At 65.2% G+C, this 23,480-nt stretch carries 18 protein-coding genes; 17 read left to right on the top strand and 1 reads right to left on the bottom strand.

Annotation, left to right across the window (positions count from 1 at the left end):
- The first annotated feature begins 65 nt into the window (after positions 1 to 65).
- The 15 genes from NT151_02500 to NT151_02430 all read left to right on the top strand — a co-directional run bounded on the left by NT151_02500 (position 66) and on the right by NT151_02430 (position 20,544).
- Entirely contained in the window at positions 66 to 2,726 is a 2,661-nt protein-coding gene (locus tag NT151_02500) for a carboxypeptidase regulatory-like domain-containing protein (protein MCX6537797.1), read from the top strand.
- A 239-nt stretch (positions 2,727 to 2,965) separates the two neighbouring features.
- A complete protein-coding gene (locus tag NT151_02495) occupies positions 2,966 to 3,949 on the top strand; it encodes a pyridoxal-phosphate dependent enzyme (protein MCX6537796.1) in 984 nt (327 codons plus the stop codon).
- The gene (locus NT151_02490; protein ID MCX6537795.1) at positions 3,946 to 5,331 is read left to right on the top strand and encodes an MBL fold metallo-hydrolase; all 1,386 of its coding nucleotides are present in this window, start codon (positions 3,946 to 3,948) and stop codon (positions 5,329 to 5,331) included. The genes NT151_02495 and NT151_02490 overlap by 4 nt, the downstream gene beginning before the upstream one ends.
- On the top strand, positions 5,286 to 7,313 hold the full coding sequence (locus NT151_02485) for a peptidase M49 (GenBank protein MCX6537794.1): 2,028 nt from the start codon (positions 5,286 to 5,288) through the stop codon (positions 7,311 to 7,313). Before NT151_02490 ends, NT151_02485 begins: the two co-directional genes overlap by 46 nt.
- On the top strand, positions 7,198 to 7,653 hold the full coding sequence (locus NT151_02480) for a peptidylprolyl isomerase (GenBank protein ID MCX6537793.1): 456 nt from the start codon (positions 7,198 to 7,200) through the stop codon (positions 7,651 to 7,653). Before NT151_02485 ends, NT151_02480 begins: the two co-directional genes overlap by 116 nt.
- Positions 7,650 to 9,683, top strand: a complete 2,034-nt coding sequence (locus tag NT151_02475) for a winged helix-turn-helix domain-containing protein (protein ID MCX6537792.1) — start codon at positions 7,650 to 7,652, stop codon at positions 9,681 to 9,683. The genes NT151_02480 and NT151_02475 overlap by 4 nt, the downstream gene beginning before the upstream one ends.
- 110 nt (positions 9,684 to 9,793) lie before the next feature.
- A complete protein-coding gene (locus tag NT151_02470) occupies positions 9,794 to 10,480 on the top strand; it encodes a hypothetical protein (protein MCX6537791.1) in 687 nt (228 codons plus the stop codon).
- Positions 10,481 to 10,579: 99 nt separating this feature from the next.
- The gene (locus NT151_02465) at positions 10,580 to 11,773 is read left to right on the top strand and encodes a phosphodiester glycosidase family protein (protein ID MCX6537790.1); all 1,194 of its coding nucleotides are present in this window, start codon (positions 10,580 to 10,582) and stop codon (positions 11,771 to 11,773) included.
- Entirely contained in the window at positions 11,770 to 12,849 is a 1,080-nt protein-coding gene (locus NT151_02460; protein ID MCX6537789.1) for an SIS domain-containing protein, read from the top strand. Before NT151_02465 ends, NT151_02460 begins: the two co-directional genes overlap by 4 nt.
- 34 nt (positions 12,850 to 12,883) lie before the next feature.
- On the top strand, positions 12,884 to 14,113 hold the full coding sequence (locus NT151_02455) for an FAD-binding oxidoreductase (GenBank protein MCX6537788.1): 1,230 nt from the start codon (positions 12,884 to 12,886) through the stop codon (positions 14,111 to 14,113).
- A gap of 81 nt (positions 14,114 to 14,194) precedes the next feature.
- A complete protein-coding gene (locus NT151_02450; protein MCX6537787.1) occupies positions 14,195 to 15,385 on the top strand; it encodes a geranylgeranyl reductase family protein in 1,191 nt (396 codons plus the stop codon).
- A 247-nt stretch (positions 15,386 to 15,632) separates the two neighbouring features.
- A complete protein-coding gene (locus NT151_02445) occupies positions 15,633 to 16,616 on the top strand; it encodes a thiamine pyrophosphate-dependent dehydrogenase E1 component subunit alpha (GenBank protein ID MCX6537786.1) in 984 nt (327 codons plus the stop codon).
- 136 nt (positions 16,617 to 16,752) lie between these two features.
- Positions 16,753 to 17,736 carry an alpha-ketoacid dehydrogenase subunit beta gene (locus tag NT151_02440; GenBank protein ID MCX6537785.1) on the top strand — a complete coding sequence of 328 codons (984 nt, stop codon included), beginning with the start codon at positions 16,753 to 16,755 and terminating at the stop codon, positions 17,734 to 17,736.
- Positions 17,737 to 17,757: 21 nt separating this feature from the next.
- Positions 17,758 to 18,441 (top strand): lipid-binding SYLF domain-containing protein, encoded by a 684-nt coding sequence (locus tag NT151_02435; protein MCX6537784.1) that lies wholly within the window; start codon positions 17,758 to 17,760, stop codon positions 18,439 to 18,441.
- Positions 18,442 to 18,465: 24 nt separating this feature from the next.
- A complete protein-coding gene (locus tag NT151_02430; protein ID MCX6537783.1) occupies positions 18,466 to 20,544 on the top strand; it encodes a VWA domain-containing protein in 2,079 nt (692 codons plus the stop codon).
- Here NT151_02430 and NT151_02425 read toward each other — a convergent pair.
- Positions 20,537 to 21,454, bottom strand: coding sequence for a TIGR01777 family oxidoreductase (locus NT151_02425; GenBank protein ID MCX6537782.1), 918 nt, complete (start codon positions 21,452 to 21,454; stop codon positions 20,537 to 20,539). The genes NT151_02430 and NT151_02425 overlap by 8 nt on opposite strands.
- 30 nt (positions 21,455 to 21,484) lie before the next feature.
- Here NT151_02425 and NT151_02420 point away from each other — a divergent pair, with 30 nt between their 5' ends.
- Together NT151_02420 and NT151_02415 are read left to right on the top strand one after the other, a co-directional pair.
- On the top strand, positions 21,485 to 22,525 hold the full coding sequence (locus NT151_02420) for an efflux RND transporter periplasmic adaptor subunit (GenBank protein ID MCX6537781.1): 1,041 nt from the start codon (positions 21,485 to 21,487) through the stop codon (positions 22,523 to 22,525).
- Between the two features lie 21 nt (positions 22,526 to 22,546).
- Positions 22,547 to 23,473 carry an ABC transporter ATP-binding protein gene (locus tag NT151_02415; protein MCX6537780.1) on the top strand — a complete coding sequence of 309 codons (927 nt, stop codon included), beginning with the start codon at positions 22,547 to 22,549 and terminating at the stop codon, positions 23,471 to 23,473.
- Positions 23,474 to 23,480 lie beyond the last annotated feature (7 nt).

The raw sequence follows: 23,480 nt of genomic DNA, 5'->3' as shown, positions 1-23,480 counted from the left end.
GCAGGGATCCACGGCTGAGTGCGCGTCCTCCGCCAGGGTGAGGCGCATAGATGGTGCTGAGAGACATGACATTACGTACGCCGCGCCGGATGCTGATTTCGTGCTTCGTGGTGTCAGTGGCCGCCGGCTTCCTGGCGGGTGGCGCCGATGCGCAATCGCCGGTGCGGCGAGGGCGCCTCGTCATCACCGTGGCGGACCAGTCGGGGGCGGTCATTCCCCGGGCCGCGGTGACCGTCACGGGTAGCGAGAGCGCCACTGAGTCGGCCGCGGTTCCGCCGGTGTCGACAAGCGGCGTCGGCGTCGCGGTCTTCGACGACCTGCTCGAGGGCCGCTACACGGTCCACGCGGAATTCGACGGCTTTGATCCGATCGATGTCCGGGATGTCCGCGTGCGCGGCACTGAGACGCGACGCCGCATCACCCTGCGCATCAAGAAACTGGATCAGGAAATCACGGTGAGCCGCGACCGTCAGTCATTGGCCCTGGACCCTGGTGGCAGCGCCTTCAGCACGGTGCTCACGCGCGAACAGATCGCCGCCTTGCCGGACGATCCGGACGAGATGGCGGAGGTGCTCCAGGCGATGTCTCCGCCCGGGTCCGTCATCCGCGTTGACGGGTTCACCGGGGGGCGCCTGCCGCCCAAGTCGCAGATTCGTTCGATTCGTCTGCCGCGCCTCGACATGTTCGCCGCCCAGAACCACGGCGGCATGAGCGGCATGATGTTCATCGACATCATGACGATGCCGGGCAACGGCCCGCTCAGGGGAAGCGTGGATGGGCACCTGATGGACGATGTCCTCAACGCGAGGAATCCCTTCACATCCGTCAAGCCGCAAGAACAGTTGCGGCAGTACGGTCTCGGCCTGTCGGGCACGATCACGCCGAACAAGACGTCGTTCTCCATCAATGGAGGTAGCACGTCGCAATACACCTCGCCCAACCTGCTGGCCGTGTTGCCAGACGGCTCGACGGTCACCAATACGCTTCGCCAGCCGCGAGACTCGTACAACTTCAGCGCGCGTCTTGATCACGCGGTGACCAGGGATCATGCCCTTCGCCTGAGCTTCGACCGCGATTCCAACTCGTCGCACGACCTGGGCGTCGGTGGCTTCAACCTTTTCGACCGGGCGTACGACAGTTCCTCGGCCAACAACACGCTGCGCATGTCGGAAAACGGCCCGCTGGGCCGCCGCCTGTTCACGGAATCGCGTTTCCAGTTGAGGACGACGAGCAACAGCAGCCAGTCAGCGGTGGAGCTGCCGACCATTCGCGTGCAGGACGCGTTCACCAGCGGAGGCGCCCAGCAGCGAGGCGGGCAGCATGCCACGGAGTTTGAACTGGCGAGCGACCTCGACTACGTGCGGGGGGCGAACTCGTGGCGGACGGGACTCCTGCTCGAAGGCGGACGATACCGTTCAGACGACACGACAAACTACCTCGGCACGTACACTTTTGCGAGCCTGGCCCAGTATCAGGCGGGCACCCCGATGAGCTACTCGCGCCGAATTGGCGATCCGAACATCAGCTATTCGACCTACCGGGCGGCTGTCTACGTCCAGGACGACTACCGCATTACCCGCAGCATGCTGCTGTCGGGCGGCGTGCGGTACGGCGTGCAGAGCCAGGTCTCAGACCACTGGAATCTCTCGCCACGGATGTCGATGGCGTGGTCGCCGTTCAAGGACGGCCGGATGACGATTCGCGGAAGCTACGGCTACTTCTACGACTGGCTTGCCGGCGATCTCTACAAACAGACGCTGCTGGTCGACGGGTTTCGCCAGCGCGAGACGAACATCTTCAATCCGTCGTATCCGGATCCAGGCGCTGGTGGTACGACGTCGCCATCCAATCAATACCTGTGGTCCGACTCCCTGACGCTGCCAGCCGCCAATCGGATCAGCCTGGGCGTGGATCGGACCGTCTCGACAAACGGTCGCTTGAGCGTCAGCTACACGCGCGGATGGGGATTGGGCCTGCTGCGCGGCCGGAACCTGAACGCCCCGGTGTTAGACATCCGTCCGGACCCCGCGTTCGCAAACAGGATTGAGTTGGTGAGTGACGCTGGGTCACGGTCGCAGGCCGTGAGCATGTTCTACAACCTCGTGCGGATGGACAAGAAGAGGATGTTCCTCATGCTCAACTACACGTGGAGCAAGAGCGACAACAACACGATCGGGGCGTTCTCGATTCCCCCAAGCGGCGACAACCTGGAATCCGAGTGGGGCCCGGGCGGCGGGGACATCCGCCACCGGGTTGGCGCGTCGTTCAACATCTCGCCCATGACCAACGTCACCGTCGGCATCAACCTGCGAGGCCAGTCGGGAATGCCCTTCAACATCACGACGGGCCGGGACGACAACGGCGACGGCGTCTTCAACGACCGCCCCGTGGGCGTGTCGCGCAATGCGGCGCGAGGGGCGGCGACCTTCGATCTGGGCGGTCGCGTGTCGTACGGGTTTGGATTCGGGACACCCAAGCAGGCCGGCGGCCCGGGAGGCGGGCAGGTCGTCATCAATGCCGGGGGCGGCGGCGGGTTGGCGCCTGGTTTTGGCGGTGCCGCTGGCGACAAGCGCTACCGGATTGAGTTCTACATGTCCGGCCAGAACCTGCTCAATCGCACCAACTACACGGCCTACAGCTTTGTGATGACGTCGCCGTTTTTCGGCCGGCCGCTCGCCGCCTCACAGCCACGCAAGTTCCAGGTGGGTGCGCGGTTCACGTTCTGAGCGGGCCTGGGATCGCCACGCTCCAGCGTGGCCAGATCCGGAGCCGGGCTGGAGCCCGGCGATCCCAGGCGGGGCTCGCTGTCAGGACATCAGGCCGGGCTAGAGCCCGGCGATCCCAGGACAACGCACTCTCAAGAAATGGCACCAGGGTGTTCTTCGGCGCGATTTGCGGCAGCGGGCCGATTACCCGCTAACCACTCTCGGAGTCGTCCCCTCTGCGGCGAGGATACAATACGCGAATGCTGTGGACCGCATCCGCGCGGGAACGCCTGCTCGCTATTCCGGCGCTCGATCTCTGGCCCGCGCCATCACCTGTCCAGGAATTGTCGCGACTCCGTCAGTCGCTTGGCGGCGGTCCCCGCCTGCTCATCAAGCGCGACGATGCCATCCCGTTCGGGTTCGGGGGGAACAAGGTCCGGAAGATTGCGCTCGTCGCCGCACGTGCCATCGCCGAGGGTGCCGACACGCTGCTAAGCGTCGGTGGCGTCCAGTCGAATTCCGCGCGTGTGGTGGCCGCGACGGCGGCGCGCATGGGCCTGAAGTGCGTGCTCGTCGCCAATGGCGCGCGGCCAGATCGGCTGACCGCGAATGCGCTTCTCGACGATCTGCTTGGCGCCGAGGTGCACTACGTGGCCACGCGGGAGGAGCGCGCGCCTGCGATGACAGCGATTACCGAGCAACTGCGACGGCAGGGCCGTCATCCGTACGAAATCCCGCTGGGCGCGTCGACGCCCCTTGGCGCGCTGGGCTTCGCGCGCGGCATCGGCGAACTTATCTCACAAGGTGTTGTGCCTGATGTGATCGTCCACTCAACCTCGTCGGGGGGCACGCAATCCGGCATGGTGGCTGGCTGCGCGATCTACGAACTGACGACACGCGTCGTCGGCATCAGCGCCGACGATCCGGCGGCGTCAATCCAGGATACCGTCCGCACCGTGATGACGGGAATGGGCGATCTGCTCGGGATCGACGGGGCGGCTCTCGCCAATGCGTGTCCGGTCGAGGTGGACGACACGTTTGTTGGGGACGGGTACGGCGTGCCGACCGCAGACACGCACGCGGCCGTCAGTCTGCTCGCGCGCTGCGAAGCGATCTTTCTGGACCACACGTACACGGCGAAAGCGATGGCTGGCCTTCTTTCCTACGTTCGCCGGGGAGTCTTCTCCGCGAACCAGACAGTACTGTTCTGGCACACAGGTGGACAGGTGGGTCTGTTTGCATGACGAGCACACTGACATTTCTGGGCGCGACGCGCACGGTGACGGGATCCAAGTACCTGGTCGACTCTGGCACACGCCGCGTGCTGGTCGACTGCGGCATGTTCCAGGGGCTGAAGGAGCTCCGCGAACGCAACTGGCAGGCGCTTCCTGTTGATCCGAAAACGATCGATGCCGTCGTGCTCACGCACGCGCACATCGACCATACGGGCTACCTGCCTCGCCTGGCGAAGGATGGCTTTCGAGGCCGCGTGTTCTGCACACCGAGCACGGCGGATTTGTGCCGCATCATGCTGCCCGACGCCGGCCGGCTGGCCGAAGAAGACGCGCGCGAGGCGAACCGCGGCGGCTACACCAAGCACGCACCGGCGTTGCCACTGTTCACCGAGGAAGATGCCCAGCGCGCGTTGACGCTGCTGCAGCCGGTTGGCTACGACCGTTCCGTGTCGGCCAGCGGCGATGTCACCATTGCCTTCACCGACGCGGGGCATCTGCTCGGATCGTCGTTTGTCCGGATGACGCTCGGCGGAGACGGAGGCCGGCAGATTCTCTTCGGCGGCGACCTGGGCCGCTACGATCGCCCGGTGCTGCCGGATCCAAGCCGCGTTGAGACGGCCGATGTCCTCCTGATTGAATCCACCTACGGCGATCGCCTCCACGAACAGGACGACAACGGGGAGCGACTGGCCGGGATCATCGCGGCCACCATCGCGGGTGGCGGCAAGGTCATCATCCCGGCATTCGCGGTGGGCCGCGTCGAAGAAGTGATCTACTGGCTGAAGCGGCTCGAAGCCGCCCGGCGCATCCCGGTCGTGCCGGTGTACCTGGACAGTCCGATGGCGGTCGAAGCGCTTCGACACTACGCCAACCACACCCGCGATCTCGATCCGGACATGCAAACAGGACGGGGCCAGGTGTCCGCGTTCACGACGCAGCGGTTCACGGCGGTGTCGTCGATCGTGCAGTCGCGACAGATACAGGCATCGCCGGCGCCCTGCATCGTGATTTCGTCGAGCGGCATGGCCTCCGGTGGGCGCATTCTGCACTACCTGAAGGCGGCGCTGCCCAACCCGCGGCACACGGTGCTCTTTGTCGGATATCAGGCTGCCGGCACTCGCGGACGCCAGATGATCGAGGGCGCGAAGACCGTGAAGATTCACGGCGAGTTTGTGCCGGTCGGCGCGCGGATCGAGCGCATCGACTCGATGTCGGCTCACGCGGATCAGAACGAGATCATGAGGTGGCTGGGCGGATTCTCCCGCCCGCCGGCGATCACCTACCTGGTCCACGGCGAGCCGCCGGCTCAAGAGGCGCTCCGGACACGAATCGAGAAGGAGTTGGGATGGACGACGCACGTGCCGGAGTACCGGGAACAGGTGGCGATCTAGCGGGAGCGCCTGATCGGCCGTACCTGCTCGAGCGTGTCGGCGAGGCCGCCGTCGTTCAACTGTACGCGGACGGTTTCGCGGCGTTGACGCCGCGCGAGAAGACTCTCGTCTATCATTTGTATCTCGCGGCCATTGCTGGACGAGACATCTACTACGACCAGCGTTACGGGCGCAGCCTCGAGATGCGGGCGATTCTCGAGCAACTCATCACGCACCCGACGGGTGTCGAGCCCGGGACGCTGGCAGCCGTCGAGCGCTATCTCAAGCTGTTCTGGCTCAACAGTGGACCGCACAACAACCTCACCGCGCGCAAATTCGTGCTGGGCTGCGCGCCGGGCGCGTTTCAGGCGGCGCTGTACAAGGCGGCCGAGGCCGGAGCTGTGTTTCCGCTGCAGGCGGGTGAGTCACTCGACGGGCTGATGACGAGGCTTGGCCCATGCTTCTTTGATCCTGACGTGGATGCCACTGTCACGAGCAAGAACCCGGGCGGCGGGCGCGACATCCTCACGGCGAGCGCGAACAACCTGTACGACGGGGTGACGCTGGCGGATCTCGAAGGATTTCAGGAGCGATATCCGATCAACTCGAGGCTCTCGAAGCGGGACGGGCAGATCGTCGAGGAGGTGTATCGCGTCGGCGGACTCTACAGCCGATCGATCGAAGCCATCGTCTCCCACCTCGAAGATGCCGTGCCGTTCGCCCCGGACCTCATGGCCGAGGCGCTGCGCGCCCTCATCCGGTTCTACCGCACTGGCGAATACGCCGACCGTGAGGCGTACGACATCAGTTGGGTGCGCGACAAGGACTCGCCGGTCGACACCATCAATGGCTTCGTCGAGGTCTACCTCGACGCCCGCGGCACCAAGGGTGCGTGGGAGTCGCTGGTGTTCTACGTCAACAAGGGAAAGACCGAGGCCATCCGCTCGATTGCGCGCAACGCCCAGTGGTTCGAAGATCACATGCCCTGGGAACCGCGCTACCGGAAACAGGGCGTGACGGGCATCTCGGCCAATGCGATTGACGTGGTGGTCGAAGCCGGGGATTCCGGCCCTGTTACCCCAATTGGCATCAACCTGCCGAACGACGAGCGGACTCGAACCACATACGGCAGCAAGTCGGTCTCGCTCACCAACGTGATGGAGGCCTACGACCGCTCGATGCCCGATGCGTACTACACGGAGTTCTCGTGGACCGACGACGAAGCCGAGCGAGCGCGGCGCTGGGGCAGCCTGGCGTCCGAGCTGACGACGAACATGCACGAAGTGATTGGGCATGCATCGGGCGTGAGCGACGATCGCCTCCAGGTGTCGCCGCAGGAGGCATTGCGGCAGTACTACTCGACCATTGAAGAGACACGCGCCGATCTGGTGGCCTTGTACTTTCTACCGCATCCACGCCTGACGGAACTTGGGCTGCTCCCGGCGGAGCACCAGGCCGACATCGTGCGTGCCGAGTATGAGGCCTACGCGCGCAACGCCCTCGTGCAGCTGCGGCGCGTGCGTGAGGGCACACAGATCGAAGAAGACCACATGCGCAACCGGCAACTGGTGGTGCGGTGGCTGATGGCCAACACCACCGCCGTTCAGGAGCGGCGGCGCGACGGCCGAACGTTTTATGTCGTGATCGACGTCGATGCCTTTCACAACGGTGTTGGCGTCCTGCTGTCGGACGTGCAGCGCATCAAGAGCCAGGGTGATCATCGGGCGGCGCGGGCGCTGGTCGAATCGTACGCCGTGCACTTTGACGCGGCGCTTCGCGACGAGATTCTCGCCCGTGTGGAGCGCGTGGATCTGCCTTCCTACACCGGTTTCGTGATGCCCCGTCTTGAACCGGTGCGGGGACCCGACGGCGCGATCGTCGATGTCTCTGTTTCGTATCCGCTGGACTTCAAGACGCAGATGCTGGAGTACTCGAGTACGCGAGGGTGGCCATCCTCGAGCGCCTGCGCGAAGTCGCCGAACTGGCGCATGCCGAGGCACTGAGACCCTCCCTGTCGGACTTCGATCCGAAGATGGCCTGACGTTTCATCGCATCGTGCCGAACTTCGTCATCCAGGGCGGGAGCCCCGGCGCGAACGAAGTCGTCGGCGATGGTCCCTTGATGCGCGACGAGACCGGTCTGCGCTCGAACACACGAGGGACCATCGGCGTGTCGACGCGCGGGCGTGATACGGGCGATGCGCAGTTCTACATCAACACAGTCGACAGTCCCCGGCTCGATCATCAGTACCCGGTCTTCGGCGAGATCGTCAGGGGCATGGATGTGGTCGATCTCATCGTCGAAGGCGACGTGATCAAGAGTATCGAGTTCCTCACCAGGTGATCCGGACACCCCGGGCGAGCGGGTATTTCCGGGCCCGCGTTCGGAAGATCGCCGCGCGAGTGTACAATCCGACCCACGTGTCCACAACCGCCACCCGCTTCCGGTTCGGCCCATTCGTTGTCGAGCGGTCCGCCTATCGGGTGCTGCGCGACGGGCAACCGATGCCCCTGTCGCCCAAACTGGTGGACGTCCTCCTGTATTTCGTGTCGCGACCAACCGTGCTCGTGACCAAGGAGGAACTGTTCGATGCCATCTGGCCTGACGTATCGGTGACGGAGAACGCGCTCACCCAGGCGATTTCAGACTTGCGGCAGGCGCTTGGCGACGATCCCTCCTCACCGACGTACATCCAGACGGTTGCGAGGCGCGGGTATCGGTTCATTGCGCCGGTCGAAGCGCTGCCAGCGACGGAGTCGGGCGAGGCCGCATCTGCTGTCGGCACGTTGGTCACGTCCGAGGTGGGGATGGTGCGGTCGGTCGCCGTGCTGGATTTCACCAACCTCAGCGGCGATCAGGATCTGGCGTGGCTGGCGACCGGCATCGCCGAGACGGTGACCAACGACCTGACGGGTTTTCGCGTGCTACGCGTCGTGGATCGCGTGCGGGTCGGCGAGGCTGCCCGGCGGACCGACGGATCGACGACAGCTGTTGCCCGGGCGCTCGGTGTTCATCTTGTTGTCGTGGGGAGCTACCAGCGCGCCGGTGAACGCATCCGTGTGACGGCGCGCATCGTTGACGTGCCGTCCGGTGCGACGCTCGCCGATGCCAAGGTCGATGGGCGGATGGAAGAGGTGTTCGATCTGCAGGATCGCATCGTGCGCCAGTTTTCGGCCGCGCTTGGTGTTGAGAGCGCGCACGGCCGTACGACCCGCGTGGGCGTACGGGAGACATCCAACCTGGAGGCGTTCCGAGCGGCGTCCGAGGCGCGCGTGAAACTTGACAGCCTTGATCCGGCGCAGGCCACCCAGGCCGTCGAGGGATTCGAGCGTGCCGTGCGTCTCGACCCGCGCTACGCGCTGGCGTACGCCGGGCTGGCCAACGCGCATTTCCAGTTGTACGAGGCCACGCGCGCCAGCAACAGCGCCGATGCGGAACGACTGGCGACGGCCATCGGCTACGCCCGACAAACCGTGGATCTGGACGACACGCTCGCCGAAGGTCACGCGACGCTCGCGTTTCTCCTCATGAGCGCGGGGCGCCTCGCCGAAGCTGTCGCCGCCGGACGGCGCGCCGTCGCCCTCGAACCGCACGACTGGCGTCATCTGTTTCGCCTCGGGCACGCCGCGTGGGGCAGCGAGCGCCTCGACGCGTTGCACCGCGCGATAGCCATTTACGGCGACCTGGCGTTTGCCTATTTTGAGATCGCGATGGTGCACATCGCGCGCCAGCAGCCCGCGCTTGCCGCCGACGTGCTGCGCCGGGGGATCGAGTTGCAGGATCGACAGGGCGGGCGGACGTGGCGGTACCCGGCGAGCGGGCTGCATTGGCTGCTGGGATTGGTCTCGCTTGCCCAGGGCGATGCGGAACAGGCGCTCAGGGAGTTCCAGCTGGAAATCGATACGGCCGCCGCCTCGTGTTTTCGGGTCTATGGTGCAGAATTCCGCATGAACGCCCACGATGGGCGGGGCTTCGCGTTGCTGGCCACGCGCCAGTTCGCCGCCGGCGTGAAGGCCTTCGAGCAGGCGTTGGCGCTTTATCCGGCACACGCCCGTTCGCACATCGGCGTGGCCGCCTGCTGGTTGGGCGCCGGTCACAAGTCCGACGCGCACACTGCGCTTGGCTGCGCCGAGACGTCGATTGCCGAACTCGACCGAACCGGCCGGCATCTCGAAGCTGTTCTGTGGACGGCGATGGTCGCTGTCGTCCGCGGCCGGCCGACCGATGCGGTGGCCCTTCTCGATCGCCTGCTGACCGAGGCGCCGGCCGGTTTTCCGGGCTGGACCATTCCAATCGAACCGATCTTCAAGTCGTTGCAGACCCAACCCGAATTCGCGATCCTCCTTGCCCGCCTGGCCGACCGCGCCCGGTGAAGAACCGCTGATTACGACGATTCAGCGTTTCATCATGGTTCGTTCAGGACATCGGCCACGGAAAGACGCACATTACGCCTGTCGACCCACAGCAGACAGGAGGCAGCGCCATGTATCAGAATTCCAGCCGCCACTACACGCCGCATCACCTGGTTCTCATCCTCGTCCTTGCGCTGGCATTCGCATGGATGCCCGGCTTCGCGTGGGCCCAGACAAGCGATGTCAGCGAGACCAGGCTGTTCTTTGGCCCGACCGCGCGGTCGTTGCCGCCGGGCAAGGGCTACGTCGGCGTCTGGGAAGTCTTGCTTCCCGTCACGCAGGTCGGCGTGACCGATCGCTTCTCGCTTGGCGGAGGCCTGCCGTGGCCGATGTTGGCGGAGAGTGAACCGGTTTTCTGGCTGACGCCGAAATTCGAAGTGTACCGTGGCGATCGGACGTCGGTAGCCGCCGGCATCATGGCTGGCGTGGCCATCCATCACGGTATCGGCGGCTTCGCTTACGGAGTTGTCACTACAGGCGGCCCTGATGCCGCCGTGAGCCTCGCGGTGTTCGCGCCCCTGGTCAGAAACGACAGTTTTCCCGCCATGGTGATGTTCGGTGTGGAGAAACGCGTCTCGGACCGGGTGCGGTTCATCAGCGAGAACTGGGTCTTCGGTACCTCCGGCGTTGGTCTGGCGACTGGCGGCGTGCGCGTCAGTGGCAAACGGGTTGCCGCGGATTTCGCCCTCGGCCTCTTAATCGATTCGGACCACGGAGTCTATCCAGTCCCGATCATCAATGTGATGTGGAAATTCTGATGCCTGGATTCCGGCGTTCGCCGGAATGACGAAAGATGTGGAAGTTTTGACGCCTGGTCCATCCATCCCGCGTTGAGGCCATAATAGGCGCGGGTGGACATGATCTGCGGCACACGCGTCTCGGCGTCTAGGCGGTGGTCGGCGGTACTGCTGCTGCTCGTCGCGGTGGCAGCCGGCTTCCCGGCCTGCGAACGCGAGACGACGCTCAGCCTCGGCAAGCCCGAGAAGGTCGCCGACGGCGTCCAACTCTACAAGCTGAACGACCCTGGCCTGCTCGATCCCGCCGGCGTCGTCGCCATCCAGATTCTTCGCGTTGATCCGTCGAGAGTCGACCTGCGGTGCGCGTTGGCCCGGGATCGCCCGATGAGCCTCGAAACGGTTCCCGACATCGCGGCCCGGCACAAGGCCATCGCCGCCATCAATGCCGGGTTCTTCGTGATCAAGAACGGCGATCCGGCTGGCGTGCTCGAGATCGATCACGAACTGGTGAGCGATGCCGCGCTCACGCGAGGCGCCGTCGGGATTGTCCGCGCGCCCGGGAAACCGCTGCGGCTGCTGTTTGATCGTGTCGGTGCGTCGGTGACGCTCACCTACCGCCTGGGCACCGAGACGGTGGCCGTGCCCATTGACGGTGTCGACACGACGAGGGCGCGCAGCAAACTCATGCTGTACACGCCCCGGTTTGGCCCCGACAGTGACACCGCCGATACCGGGGTCGAGTGGCAACTGGCCGGGTCACCGCTTCACGTGACCGAGCGGCGGCCAAACGCCGGCAAGACGCCGATTCTCAAAGACGGCGCGGTGCTGTCGTTTGGAGGCACGGTGCTGCCGACCGGCCTCGAGACGCTCGATCGCGATCAGGTCGTGTCGCTCGACACGCAATTCAAGACTCGGCTGGGCACACCAGTCGCCGACTGGGCGCTCGCCAACGACACCGTGGGCGGAGCGGGGCTCCTGATCCGCAACGGCCAGGTGCTCACCGACTGGACGGATGAGCAACTGCGCGCCGGTTTCAATACGGAGCGGCATCCGAGGACGATGATCGGTACCAGTCGGGGCGGCACCATCTGGCTGGTGACGGTTGATGGCCGCAATTCGGACATCAGCGTGGGGATGACCTTCAGCGAACTGCAGAAACTCGCGACGGGTCTGAAACTGGAGAACGCACTGAATCTCGATGGCGGCGGTTCGACGACGATGGTGGTGGCTGGGACCATTGTGAATCACCCATCGGATAGACCCGGGCCGAGGAAGGTCAGCGACGCGCTGCTGATTGTGCCGCGCCAGCGATGACTGACTCCGATCGCGACAGAGGTACCCGGTTGACCGACTCCGTGCTGCGCGCTGAAATCGCCGAACAGCCAGAGGTGCTACGTCGCCTCCTGCGGGATGGCGCGTCCGAGGTTGAGCGGGTGGCCGAGAGCCTCCGTGCGCACCCTGTGCGGCACATCGTGATTGCGGCGCGCGGGTCGTCCGACAACGCCGCCCGGTACGCGCAGTATGTGTTCGGCGCCTGCAACCGTCTCGTTGTGTCGTTGGCGACGCCGTCACTGTTTACCCGGTATCACGCGGCTCCACAGATGGATGGTGCGCTCGTCATAGGCGTCTCGCAGTCTGGCGAATCCCCCGATCTGGTTGCTGTCGTTTTGGAAGGGCGCCGCCAGGGCTGCCAGACGTTGGCCATCACCAATGTCGCCGATTCGCCGCTGGCGAAGGCGGCACACCACGTGATTGAGCTTCGCGCGGGACGTGAGCAGAGCATTGCGGCGACCAAGACCTACACCGCGCAACTCACGGCGCTGGCGATGCTGTCGACCGAACTCGCGCAGGACGGGGCCAGACGGCGCGAACTGGCACGGGTCCCGGAGTTCGTGGCGATCGCGGCGGGCGTTGATGACGGGATTGTGGTTGCGGCAGCCGAGACGCTGCGCGGCGCCGGGCATGGCGTGGTCCTGGGCCGGGGATTCAACTTCGCGACCGCGTTCGAGCTGGCCCTTAAGGCCAAGGAACTGGCGCACGTGGCCGTGGAACCCTATTCGTCGGCCGATTTCCAGCACGGGCCGATTGCGCTCATCGAAACCGGGTTTGCGGCCATTGTTGTCAACGTTGCCGGCGCGGTGAGCGAGGAAGTGGACGGGTTGCTTGCCGACATCAGCGGGCGCGGTGCGCGTCCCGTCGTGCTGTCGAATCTCCGTTCGTCACTCGACCTGGCGGCGGCGCCGATCGCGCTCCCGGCCGACATGCCCGAGTGGGTGTCTCCCATCGCGGCGATCGTGCCGGGGCAATTGCTGGCGTTTCACTTGAGCCGCATCCGTGGTCTTGATCCCGATCACCCGCGGGGTCTGAACAAGGTTACCAAGACGGTGTAAGATCGCGTCGCTCGGGATACGAGACCCTTCTGTCATGAAAACCCGCTACGGCGTTTCGTACTGGCTGGACCGGTTTCCGAAATCGCGCCAGCCCGTGTACCCAAGGCATCGTGGCGAACTTGCCACGCAGGTCGCCATTCTGGGCGGCGGCCTCATGGGTTGCGCGGCAGCGTATGTGTTTGCCGCGGCCGGCCTCCGCGTGGCGTTGTTCGAAGCCGACCGTATCGCGCAGGGCGGTACGGCGCGCCATCCCGGGCTCCTGCGGCTCGAACCCTCCGTGCCATTCCGGTCGCTCGAGGAGCGGTACGGCCTGCGTGCCACGCGCCATATCTGGCAGACGTTCCGGCGTGCGGGTCTCGACTTTGCGGCAACGATTCGACGGCTGCGTATCCGCGGGGAACTGGTGACGGATGCCGCGCTCCGGATAGGCATGGACGGGGCCGACGAAAAGGCGCTGCGCCGCGAGATGCAGGCGCTCCGCGACAGCGGTGTCGACGGCACATGGCTGACGCCGGCGCGCGTGCGGCTGGAGACCGGCCTGGAGACGACCGGCGGCATCAGGTCCGCGGGCGATGGCTACGTGGATCCGTACCGCGTCGCGATTGGTCTGGCCGCGGCAGCCGCAGGGCGCAAAGCGGCGATCTTCGAGCGCACACCGATTACCAAGGTACGGTCCCGATCCCGCGGTGTCGAACTCCTCATGGATGGCGGCCTCGTGAAGGCCGAAACGCTTATCGTGGCGAGCGATCATCCGCCGGCGCCATTCACGCCGTTGCGCCGCCACTTCAAAGAGATGGATGCCTACTGCGTCCTCACCGCGCCGGTTCCCTCGTTTGTGCGCCGTGGATTTGGACGGTCACGCGCACTCGTCCTGGACCAGGACGAGCCGCGCCACGCGCTGCGCCGGACCAGCGATGAGCGGGTGCTGTTTGTTGGAGCCGACCAGCCGCGCGTCGCGCCCCGCTCACGCGATAAGGTGTTGGTACAACGCATCGGCCAACTCATGTACGAGTTGTCCAGGCTGTACCCGGCCATCTCGGGCATCCAGCCCGAATACGGCTGGGATGTGCCGGTGTCGACGACAACCGACGGGCTTCTGTGTGCAGGACCGCATCGCAACTACCCACACCACCTGTTTGCGATGGGCACCGGCCACAACGGGAGCGCGGCGTCCTACCTTGCCGCCCGCGTGCTGCTGCGCCACTTTCTGGGCCAGGCCGAGAAGGGCGACGAATTGTTCGGCTTCGCGCGCATCCTGGGCTAGCCAAACACCCGAAAGAAGATAACGTCCAACACCGGATTCTCTTCTCGTCGCGCTGCTGGCGGTTCACGCACCCCTGACGTCATTGTTGTCGGCGCCGGGCCGGCTGGATCGACGGCCGCCCGCACGCTGGCGCTCGGCGGCGCACGCGTCCTCATCCTCGACCGCGCCACGTTTCCGCGCTCCAAGCCGTGCGGCGGAGGCTTGACCTGGCGCGTGCTCGTCAGGTTCCCGTATCTCGAATCCGTGCTCCCTCGCATCGCGACCCACGCGGTGACGCGGCTCTACATGGAGGGACCCGGCGGACAGGCGGTCACCGTCGATGGTGGCCGTCCGACTGTGATGATGATCCGCCGCATCGAGTTCGATCATCTGCTGCTGCAATTGGCGCAGGAAGCCGGCGCCGAACTGGTTGAAGGTGCCGAGATCACCAGGGCGGAGCACCGGGGCGGGATGGTCCACCTCGAAACGCGCGAGGGCCATTCGTTCGACGCCCCGCTGGTGGTGGCTGCCGATGGCGTCTACAGCGTCGTCTCGAGGCGCCTTGGATTCAACTCGGGATGGCCGTCATCGAGTGTGGCCCTCGACCTGATGGAGGAGACGCCGGCCGACCAGTTGCGCGCGACCGATGAGCAGACGTTGTGGGTGTCGTTTGCGCCTGGTGCCGGTCACGGGTACGGGTACATCTTTCCGAAAGCGAGCTGGGTCAACGTCGGCGTGGGGTACTTGCTGTCGTCGTTCAAGACCGACATCGCCCAGCCGCCCTACCAGGTGCACACGTCATTTATTGCGAAGGCGAGGCAGCGAGGCTTGTTGGTCGGCGCGTCGGATCGGGCGCGGTTCTTGGCGTATCAGATCCCGCTCGGGGGGCCGTTGCCGGTGACCGCGCGGCGGGGCGTCTATCTGGCGGGCGATGCCGGCGGGTTCGTCAACGGGTTCTCCGCCGAGGGCATCTTCTTCGCGATGGTGTCTGGCGATCTCGCCGGTCGCGCGATTCTCGACGGACCGTCGACCCGCCGGTACCAACGGTACTGGCGTCGGGAGATCGGCGTCGAATTGCGTGATTCGCGTTTTCTCAGTCGATACCTCTTTGCCGACCTGTCGCGTGTCGACCGGCTGGTGCGGGCGGTGCGCATCTTCCCGGACGTCAACCGATTACTTGTCTCCTATGCGGTCGGTGAACTGACCTACCAAGAGGCGCGACGCCAGTTTCTGGTCCGCTTCCCTCGCGTGGGCATGCGGCTCGCGGCGAGCTTTCTGTTGGGACGGACTTAGCGTTCCGACTCCGAAGATCCTCGACATATTCCGGGCGGGGCATCCCGGCTGCCACCCCAACGCGGGTGCCGCGTCGGGGGCCCCGGCCTCGCGGCGTTGCTCCTCCCTCGAATATTCCCGATTGTCTCGGTCGTCGCGCCTAGCGATCCTGGCGCCGCGCTCCGGACTATTGTCAACGCTCTTCGGACTCGGAACACTGCCTCCGCTGACGCGCGACCGTTGGTGCTACACTGCCTTCAGGCCTCGTATGCCATCGATCAAACGACATAAGTTCAAGTTGTCGTCCGAGCAGTTGCTCGAGATGTTGTACTGGCTGAAGCTCATCCGATCGTTCGACGAGCGCCTGAGCATCCTGGTCCGGCAGGGGCGCGTGCGCAGCGGCGTCTACTCCGGCATTGGCCAGGAAGCGATCGTCGTCGGCACCTGCTACGGACTGCGAACAGACGATTACATCTGCCCCCTCCATCGCGATCTGGGGACGTTCCTGATGAAGGGCGTCTCGGCGGGCGTCATGATGGCGCAGATGTATGCCAAGGCGACCGGTTTGTCGAAGGGCCGCGATTCGGCGCTGCACAGCGGCGTGCCGGAACTGGGCATCTTCGGGAACACCAGCATGCTCGGCGCGAACACCCCGGTGGCGGCCGGACTGGCGTTGACCTTCAAGCTCGAGCAACGCGACAACGTCGTCCTGGCGTATTTCGGCGAAGGCGCGTCGAACACGGGTGATGTACACGAGGCGATGAACTTTGCCGGCGTTCACAAGCTGCCGCTGGTGTTCATCTGCGAGAACAACATCTACTCGTACTCGACGCCGATCGAGAAAGCGATGGCCATCGAGGATGTGGCCGATCGCGCCGAGGGCTACGGATTTGACGGCGTGGCCATCAACGGCAACGACGTGCTGGCCGTGTACCAGGCGACGCTAGGCGCCATCGCGCGCGCCCGGGCTGGAGAGGGCCCCACGCTCATCGAGTGCAAGACGTATCGCTGGCACGGCCACTCGGAACACGATAAGCCGTTCTACCGGACGGCCGACGAGGAAGCGATGTGGAAGAGTCGCGACCCGCTGCCGACCTTTACGGCGTATCTCCGGAATCAAAGCGTGCTGAACGACGTCGTCCTCCTGGGAATCGAAGAACGCATCCGGGGCGAGATTGATGCTGCTGTGGCGTTTGCGGAGAACAGCCCGGAGCCGTCGCCGGAAGACGCGGTGACGGACCTGTATGCGTAGGCGTATGTCAGCGATCGCCTTCTCGCTTCTTGCCTCGTCATTCCGGCGAACGCCGGAATCCAGGCCGGGCGCGATGAATCGCGCCCCTACGACGTTGCCGGGTCTGAAGATCCGGCCTCCATCTGAATACTGACCGATGTCCCGCGAAGTCACCTACCTGGAAGCCATCCGCGAGGCGCTCTTTGAAGAGATGCGCCGCGACGACAAGGTGTTCGTACTCGGCGAAGACGTGGGCGTCTATGGTGGGGCCTTCGGCATCACCAAGGGGCTCTACGACGAGTTTGGCGAGTACCGCTGCCTCGACACGCCGATTTCCGAGTCGTGCATCATCGGCGTCAGTGTCGGTGCGTCCCTGCGCGGCTACCGGCCGGTAGCCGAGATGCAGTTTGGCGACTTCATTACCTGCGGCTTCGATCAAATCGTGAACCAGGCCGCCACGCTCCGCTACCGGTACGGCGGACGCGCGACATGTCCGATCGTGGTGCGCACGCCGGTCGGGGGCAACGTGGCGGGGGGACTCTATCATTCACAGAACCCCGAGTCGTGGTTTGTCCACCGCCCGGGGCTCAAGGTCGTCGCGCCGTCCACCGCGTGGGACGCGAAGGGACTGCTCAAGGCAGCCATCCGGGACGACAACCCCGTGATCTACCTGGAACACAAGTACCTGTACCGTCGCGCCAAAGGGCCCGTGCCCGAGGGCGACGAAATCGTGCCGATCGGGAAGGCCGCCGTCCGTCGCGAAGGGCGCCATGCCACGCTCGTCACGTACGGGGCCATGGTGCTCCCGGCGCTCGACGCGGCAAACCGCATGGCCGGCGATGGCGTCGAAACAGAAGTGATCGATCTGAGAAGCCTCGCGCCCTGGGACAAGGACGCGGTGTTTGCCTCGCTCGAGAAGACCAACCGCCTGCTGGTTGTGCACGAGGACGTGAAGACGCTCGGCATGGGCGCGGAGATTTCGGCGGCCATCATGGAAGAACGGTTCGACACGCTCGACGCTCCGGTGATGCGCGTGACGTATCCGGACGCGCACTGCCCGTTCTCCAGCGTGCTCGAGCAGCACAACCTGCCCAACGCGGACAAGATCACTGAGGCGCTCAAACGGCTCGTGGCGTATTGATCGGAACAACTGGAGGGGTTTATGAAATGGCGAATCGCGGCGTGTGCGGTGTTGGTCGCAGTGGTCCTGTGGCCGGTCCGCACGATTGCGCAAAAGGATCAGGCGGATCGCATCCTGCACAGCATCACGGTGTTCGAAGAGATCATGCAGGCGCCCGACAAGGCGGTGCCGAACACCTACCTCAAGAAGGCCGAAGCTGTGGCCGTCTTTCCCGGGACGATCAAGGGCGGATTCGTGGCGGGCGTCCATCGTGGCCACGGCATCCTGAGCGTCCGCGATCCCAAGACCAACACGTGGTCGCCGCCCGCGTTTATGACGCTCACGGGGGGCAGTTTCGGGGCGCAGATTGGTGTGGAAGAGGTCGACATCGTGCTCATCGTATTGAATCAGCGCGGTATCGAGAATCTCATCAGCAACCAGTTCAAGATTGGCGCGGATGCCGCCGTGGCGGCTGGTCCGGTCGGCCGCGATGCCGAGGCCTCGACCGACATCCAGTTGCGCGCGCAGATTCTCAGTTACTCGCGTACTCGCGGCTTGTTCGCGGGCGCGACACTGAAGGGATCGGCCATCACATCCGATGGCGACGCGAACAGGGACTTTTACGGCCGGCGGCTCTCCACCAGCCAGATTGTGTACGAAGGCATCGGCAGCACCGTGGAGCCGGTCCCGGCCTGGAACGCGATGCTCAAGAAGTACTTCCAGTAGCGCCCCGGCAAGGCCAGACCTGTGATGTTCCGACAGCGCCGCCACCGGCATTTCGGGATCGTCGTGACCCTCGCGGTGGTCGCGATTCTGTCTGCGTTTCTGCGCGCCGTCCCGTCGGCGCAGAGTCCTGCGCCGGCCGGGCAGGCCCGGGCCATCCCGGTTGAGATCGTCGTGCTGGATCGGGACGGCAGAACTGCCGACACCTTGACACCAGCCAACTTCACCGTCACCGTCGACGGCAAGCCGCGGCCTGTCTTGTGGGTGCGCTATGTGAGCCGAGGCCCCGGCGCGTCAGACGAGGCCGCGCAGCGCCTGCCTGGCCGCACCGAGACGCTCAGCTTCGCTGCCGAACCTGCCCGCAACGTCCTGGTGGTGGTCGACGAATACTCGATTCAGCGCGGAGACGAACGCATGGTGCAACAGGCGGCCATTGCGCTCATCGATCGACTGGGCCTTGACGATCGTGTCGGGGTTCTCCGCATCCCGGTCATGCGCGACGCACGGTTGGCGCTGACAACCGAGCGGCCGGAGGTGCGGGGTTCCCTGCGCCAGATTGTCGGGCAAGCCACGCAGTCGGTTGGAGTGGGCGCTGACCAACTCCCTGCTCAGCAACAATCGCTTGGAACCGACCCGAATCGTGTCACCAGCGATCCTGACCGGGCAGCCATGACCGAGCGTCAGCCGACCGAAGCGCAGGCTCCAGGTCGCGTGGGCGACGAGACCGCCGTCTCGCAGCCCGGGTTTCTTCCGAACCTCCAGGCTGTACTGAACGCGATGCGGGAGTCGCGCGGCCGCAAGATCCTCGCGATCTTCTCGGCGGGATTCCCCCAGGTCGCGGTGGCGAGGGTCGATGATGTCGCGCGTGCGGCCATAGCGGCGCACGCGACGATCTACGCCGTTGGCCTGCCCGGTGCACGCGACGATGTGGCCAACCCGCTTGATGTCGGGGCTCTGGAGCGGCTGGCCAAGGCGACAGGCGGCACCTTCACGATGCTCGGCAAGAACGCGGACAAGAGCCTCGAGGGTGTCATGCCGGAACTCTCGGCGTGTTACGTGCTGGGGATCGAACCGGGGCCGACTGATACCGATGGCGCGCGCCACACGCTGCGCGTCGAGGCACCGCGCCAGCTACTGACCATTCGTGCCCCAGGCTGGCTGGTTCCGCGACAGGATGTCGACGACCTGGTTCCGCCTGCTGCGTCGGCGCCACGCGGGAGCGGGGCCGCCGAGCCAACAACTGGAGCCCGCGGCGTTTCGATCGTAGATGTCTCTGCACCGCCCACCGGACCTGCGCCCAGGACCGCTTCGCCGTCGCCGCGCGACCTGGAGTTGCAGCGCCTGGTGGCCCGGGCCTCCGACTATATCGCCGGGTACCAGCGCGAGTATTCGCTGCTGGTGGCCGAAGAAAACTACGTTCAGTCGACCAGGGGCCAGCGCCAGCAGATCCGGTCCGATCTCCTGCTGGTCCGGCGGGACGGCGCCAGCGGGTGGACGTCGTTTCGGGACGTGTTCGAGGTGAACGGGGAGGCCGTGCGCGACCGCGACGATCGCCTGAAGCGGCTCTTTCTCGATCCAAGCATCGAATCCCAGGCCCAATTGATGGCGATCAAGAGCGAAAGCGCCCGGTACAACATCGGCCCGGTCGAGCGGAATATCAATGTGCCCCTCTTCGCATTGGAGTTTCTGGAGTACAAAAACCTCTCGCGCTTTCGCTTCAAGCTTGGCGGGACCAAGGAGGTTGGCGGCGTCGTGTCCACGCGGATCGATTACGAAGAAATCGGGCGGCCCACGCTGGTGAGCTACAACAATGCCAAGGACATCGACGGCCGCGGGTGGTTCCTGATCGATCCCGCAAGCGGCGCGATCACCGGCTCACGGATGCAGTTCACATTTCCTGATGACGTCAGCAACATCGAGTTTGTCGTCAAGTACGGGCGGGATGCGACGTTGGGCTTGTGGGTGCCGGTCGAGATGACGGAGGTCTTCTCCCGGAACCCGAACCTCACCGGCGGCAGCGCGGTCACCATTGACGCGCGCGCCACGTATTCGAAGTTCCGGCGCTTCCAGGTGAAAACCGACACCGAAATCAAGATCGTCAAGTAATCAGGTTCGAGAACGCGCGCTCCAACGTGGCATACCTGAACGAGAACCCCGCGCGGCTGGCGCGATCCGGCATCACGCGTTGGCTGAACAGGAGCAGTGGACTGGCCATTTCGCCGAGCGCCACCTTCAGCGCAAACGCCGGAACCGGCAGCCACGACGGCCGGCGCAGCGCGCGACCGAGCGCGCCAGCAAACTCCGTATTGGTGACGGGACCTGGCGCTGTCGCGTTGACCGGCCCGGCGACGTCCTGTGCGGCGAGCAACCACAGCACCAGGGCCACCCAGTCATCGCGGTGAATCCACGACACAAACTGGCGGCCCGAGCCGAACGACCCGCCCGCGAACAACTTGAACGGCAACAGCATCCGGGCCAGCGCTCCGCCACGAGGGTCGAGGACGAGGCCGGTGCGCACCAGGACAACTCGCGTCTCGACGCTCTGCGCCCGGCGCGCTTCCGTTTCCCAGTCGCGACAAAGCGTCGCGAGGAAATCCGAACCGGCAGTGGCATCTTCGGTCAGGACGTCGTTGCCTCGATCGCCGTAGAAGCCAATCGCGGACGCATTGATCAGCAGCGATGGCCGGGGCGATACCTGTTCGACAAAGCGCACGAGGCTTCGCGTGGCGTTGACGCGGCTGGCGACGAGCGCCGTCTTGCGCGCCGGGGACCATCGGCCTTCGCCAATCGAGGCGCCGGCGAGGTTGATGATGGCGTCGATGGGGCCGCAGGTCTCGGCCCACGGGCCCGTGGATCCGTCGGGTATCCAGACGATCGTCCGCGATCCTCTTGTGCGGCTGGCGGACTCCAGATCCGCTTGACGTGAGAGAATACTGACATCGTGGCCGGCCGCGGTGAGGGCGGTCGTGAGGTGGGTGCCGAGGAAGCCCGATCCGCCGGCGATGAGGATTCGCATAGGGACAGAATATCAAGACGGAGATCGTCTATGACGCCATTCATGCACCGCCAGATCCTGCGCTACACCATCGTCGGGGCCGCCGTCATGGTCGTCCTGCTGACCGGCTCCGCGTGTACGAAGAAGGCTCCGGCCGACCTCGTCCGGGTGTCGGGTTACGTGGAGGCCACTGAGGTACAGGTGTCCGCGGAAGTCGGCGGCCGCCTGCTCGACCTGAAGGTGGCCGAAGGAGACCGCGTGACCGCGGGCGCCGTCGTGGCCCAGATCGACACGGCCGATGCGGTGCTGACCCTCAAGCGCGCGCAGGCGGATCGTGAGGGCGCCGACGCCCAGCTTCGCCTGCTGCTGGCTGGCTCGCGCGTCGAGGACATCCTGCAGGCCGAGGCGATGCGTGCGGCCGCCGAAGCCGACCTGGCCGCCGCCAACGAAGATCTCACTGCTGCCGAGCGGGATCTCAAGCGCTTCGAAGCGCTCATGGCCGCCAACTCGGGCGTCGAGAAGCAACGCGACGATGCGGCGACCAGGAAAGATGTCGCTGGCAAACGCGTCTCTGGCGCCCAGCAGCGGATGCGAGCGGCCGCCGAGGCGCTCAACCGGCTCAAGGCCGGCGCCCGCCCCGAAGAGATCGAGGCGGCCCGAGCCCGCCTCGCATCAATTGACGCGCAGATTGCGATCATCACGAAAGGCATCAAGGACGCGACCGTGCTGGCTCCGATCACCGGTCTGGTGACCCAGAAACTGGTCGATCAGGGCGAACTGCACGCTCCGCGGGTGCCGCTGCTCGTGATTGCGGATCTCGACAACGTGTGGGCCAATGTCTATCTGGACGAACCGCTGGTGCCGAACGTGTCGCTTGGCCAGACGGTAACGCTCTTCACGGATGCCGGGGGGCAGGGCATCGAAGGCAAGATCACCTTCATCTCCTCCAAGGCGGAATTCACGCCGCGTAATGTCCAGACCGCCGCGGAGCGGTCGAAGCTGGTCTTCCGGCTGAAAGTGAGCGTGGACAACCGCAAGGGCGTGCTGAAGCAAGGCATGCCTGTCGAGGCGGAGATTCGGTTGACGAAGTAACGGCGGCCATCTCACACATCCATGAACGACGCTGCCATCACGCTCGAACACGTGACGAAGCGCTTTGGCCAGACCGAGGCCGTGCGCGGCGTGTCGTTCGATGTCAGGAAGGGCGAGATGTTCGGGCTGATCGGTCCGGACGGCGCCGGCAAGACCACGACGATCCGACTGCTGTGCGGCCTTCTGGGTGCCGACGGCGGCACCATCAGGGTGCTTGGCAAGGATCCGGTCACTGAGCACCATGCGATCACGCGCACGGTTGGCTACTTCTCCCAGAAGTTCAGCCTCTACGGCGACCTCACCATCGACGAGAACATCTCGTTTTTCGCCGAGATCCACGGCGTCAAGGGGTACCAGGCGCGGCGCAACCGGCTGCTCGACATGATGCAGTTGACGAAGTTCCGAGGCCGGCTCGCCGCAGCGTTGTCGGGCGGCATGAGGCAGAAGCTTGCGCTGGCCTGCACGCTCGTGCACGAGCCCGCCGTCGTCCTGCTCGACGAACCGACGACCGGAGTCGATCCGGTCTCGCGCCGTGAATTCTGGCGCCTGCTCTCGGAGTTCCTGTCGCAGGGCATCACCATCTTCATGGCGACGCCTTATCTAGACGAGGCGGAACGCTGTTCGCGCGTGGCGCTGATGAGCGAGGGACTCGTCCTGGCGCTCGACCATCCGTCGGCGATCCGCGCGACGTTCCCGGGCGAGATCGTGGAGGTGATTGCCGAACCGCAGGAAGCGGCCCTGGCCGTCGTGCGGCAGGATGCGAGCGTGCAGGACGTGCAGACGTTTGGCGAGCGGCTCCACGCGCGGTTGGAGCAAGGACAGGGAGAGTCGGCGGTCACGCGAATCGCCGAGGCGCTGCGACAGGCTGGCGTCGAGGTGACCAGTCTCCGCGTGGTGCCGACCAGTCTCGAGGATGTGTTTATCGACCGTGTTACACCTACGCGATAACGCAGGA

The sequence above is a fragment of the Acidobacteriota bacterium genome (assembly GCA_026393675.1).
GTDB lineage: Bacteria > Acidobacteriota > Vicinamibacteria > Vicinamibacterales > JAKQTR01 > JBAXOX01.
The sequence above is the reverse complement of the archived record's forward strand: the minus strand, read 5'-3'. Positions and strand labels throughout refer to the sequence as shown.

Bases quoted from the DNA above. Each gene is read 5' to 3' on its own strand.
- NT151_02500 (MCX6537797.1), top strand. From the start codon at position 66: ATGACATTACGTACGCCGCGCCGGATGCTGATTTCGTGCTTCGTGGTG.
- NT151_02495 (MCX6537796.1), top strand. From the start codon at position 2,966: ATGCTGTGGACCGCATCCGCGCGGGAACGCCTGCTCGCTATTCCGGCG.
- NT151_02490 (MCX6537795.1), top strand. From the start codon at position 3,946: ATGACGAGCACACTGACATTTCTGGGCGCGACGCGCACGGTGACGGGA.
- NT151_02485 (MCX6537794.1), top strand. From the start codon at position 5,286: ATGGACGACGCACGTGCCGGAGTACCGGGAACAGGTGGCGATCTAGCG.
- NT151_02470 (MCX6537791.1), top strand. From the start codon at position 9,794: ATGTATCAGAATTCCAGCCGCCACTACACGCCGCATCACCTGGTTCTC.
- NT151_02465 (MCX6537790.1), top strand. From the start codon at position 10,580: ATGATCTGCGGCACACGCGTCTCGGCGTCTAGGCGGTGGTCGGCGGTA.
- NT151_02460 (MCX6537789.1), top strand. From the start codon at position 11,770: ATGACTGACTCCGATCGCGACAGAGGTACCCGGTTGACCGACTCCGTG.
- NT151_02455 (MCX6537788.1), top strand. From the start codon at position 12,884: ATGAAAACCCGCTACGGCGTTTCGTACTGGCTGGACCGGTTTCCGAAA.
- NT151_02445 (MCX6537786.1), top strand. From the start codon at position 15,633: ATGCCATCGATCAAACGACATAAGTTCAAGTTGTCGTCCGAGCAGTTG.
- NT151_02440 (MCX6537785.1), top strand. From the start codon at position 16,753: ATGTCCCGCGAAGTCACCTACCTGGAAGCCATCCGCGAGGCGCTCTTT.
- NT151_02435 (MCX6537784.1), top strand. From the start codon at position 17,758: ATGAAATGGCGAATCGCGGCGTGTGCGGTGTTGGTCGCAGTGGTCCTG.
- NT151_02430 (MCX6537783.1), top strand. From the start codon at position 18,466: ATGTTCCGACAGCGCCGCCACCGGCATTTCGGGATCGTCGTGACCCTC.
- NT151_02425 (MCX6537782.1), bottom strand. From the start codon at position 21,454: ATGCGAATCCTCATCGCCGGCGGATCGGGCTTCCTCGGCACCCACCTC.
- NT151_02420 (MCX6537781.1), top strand. From the start codon at position 21,485: ATGACGCCATTCATGCACCGCCAGATCCTGCGCTACACCATCGTCGGG.
- NT151_02415 (MCX6537780.1), top strand. From the start codon at position 22,547: ATGAACGACGCTGCCATCACGCTCGAACACGTGACGAAGCGCTTTGGC.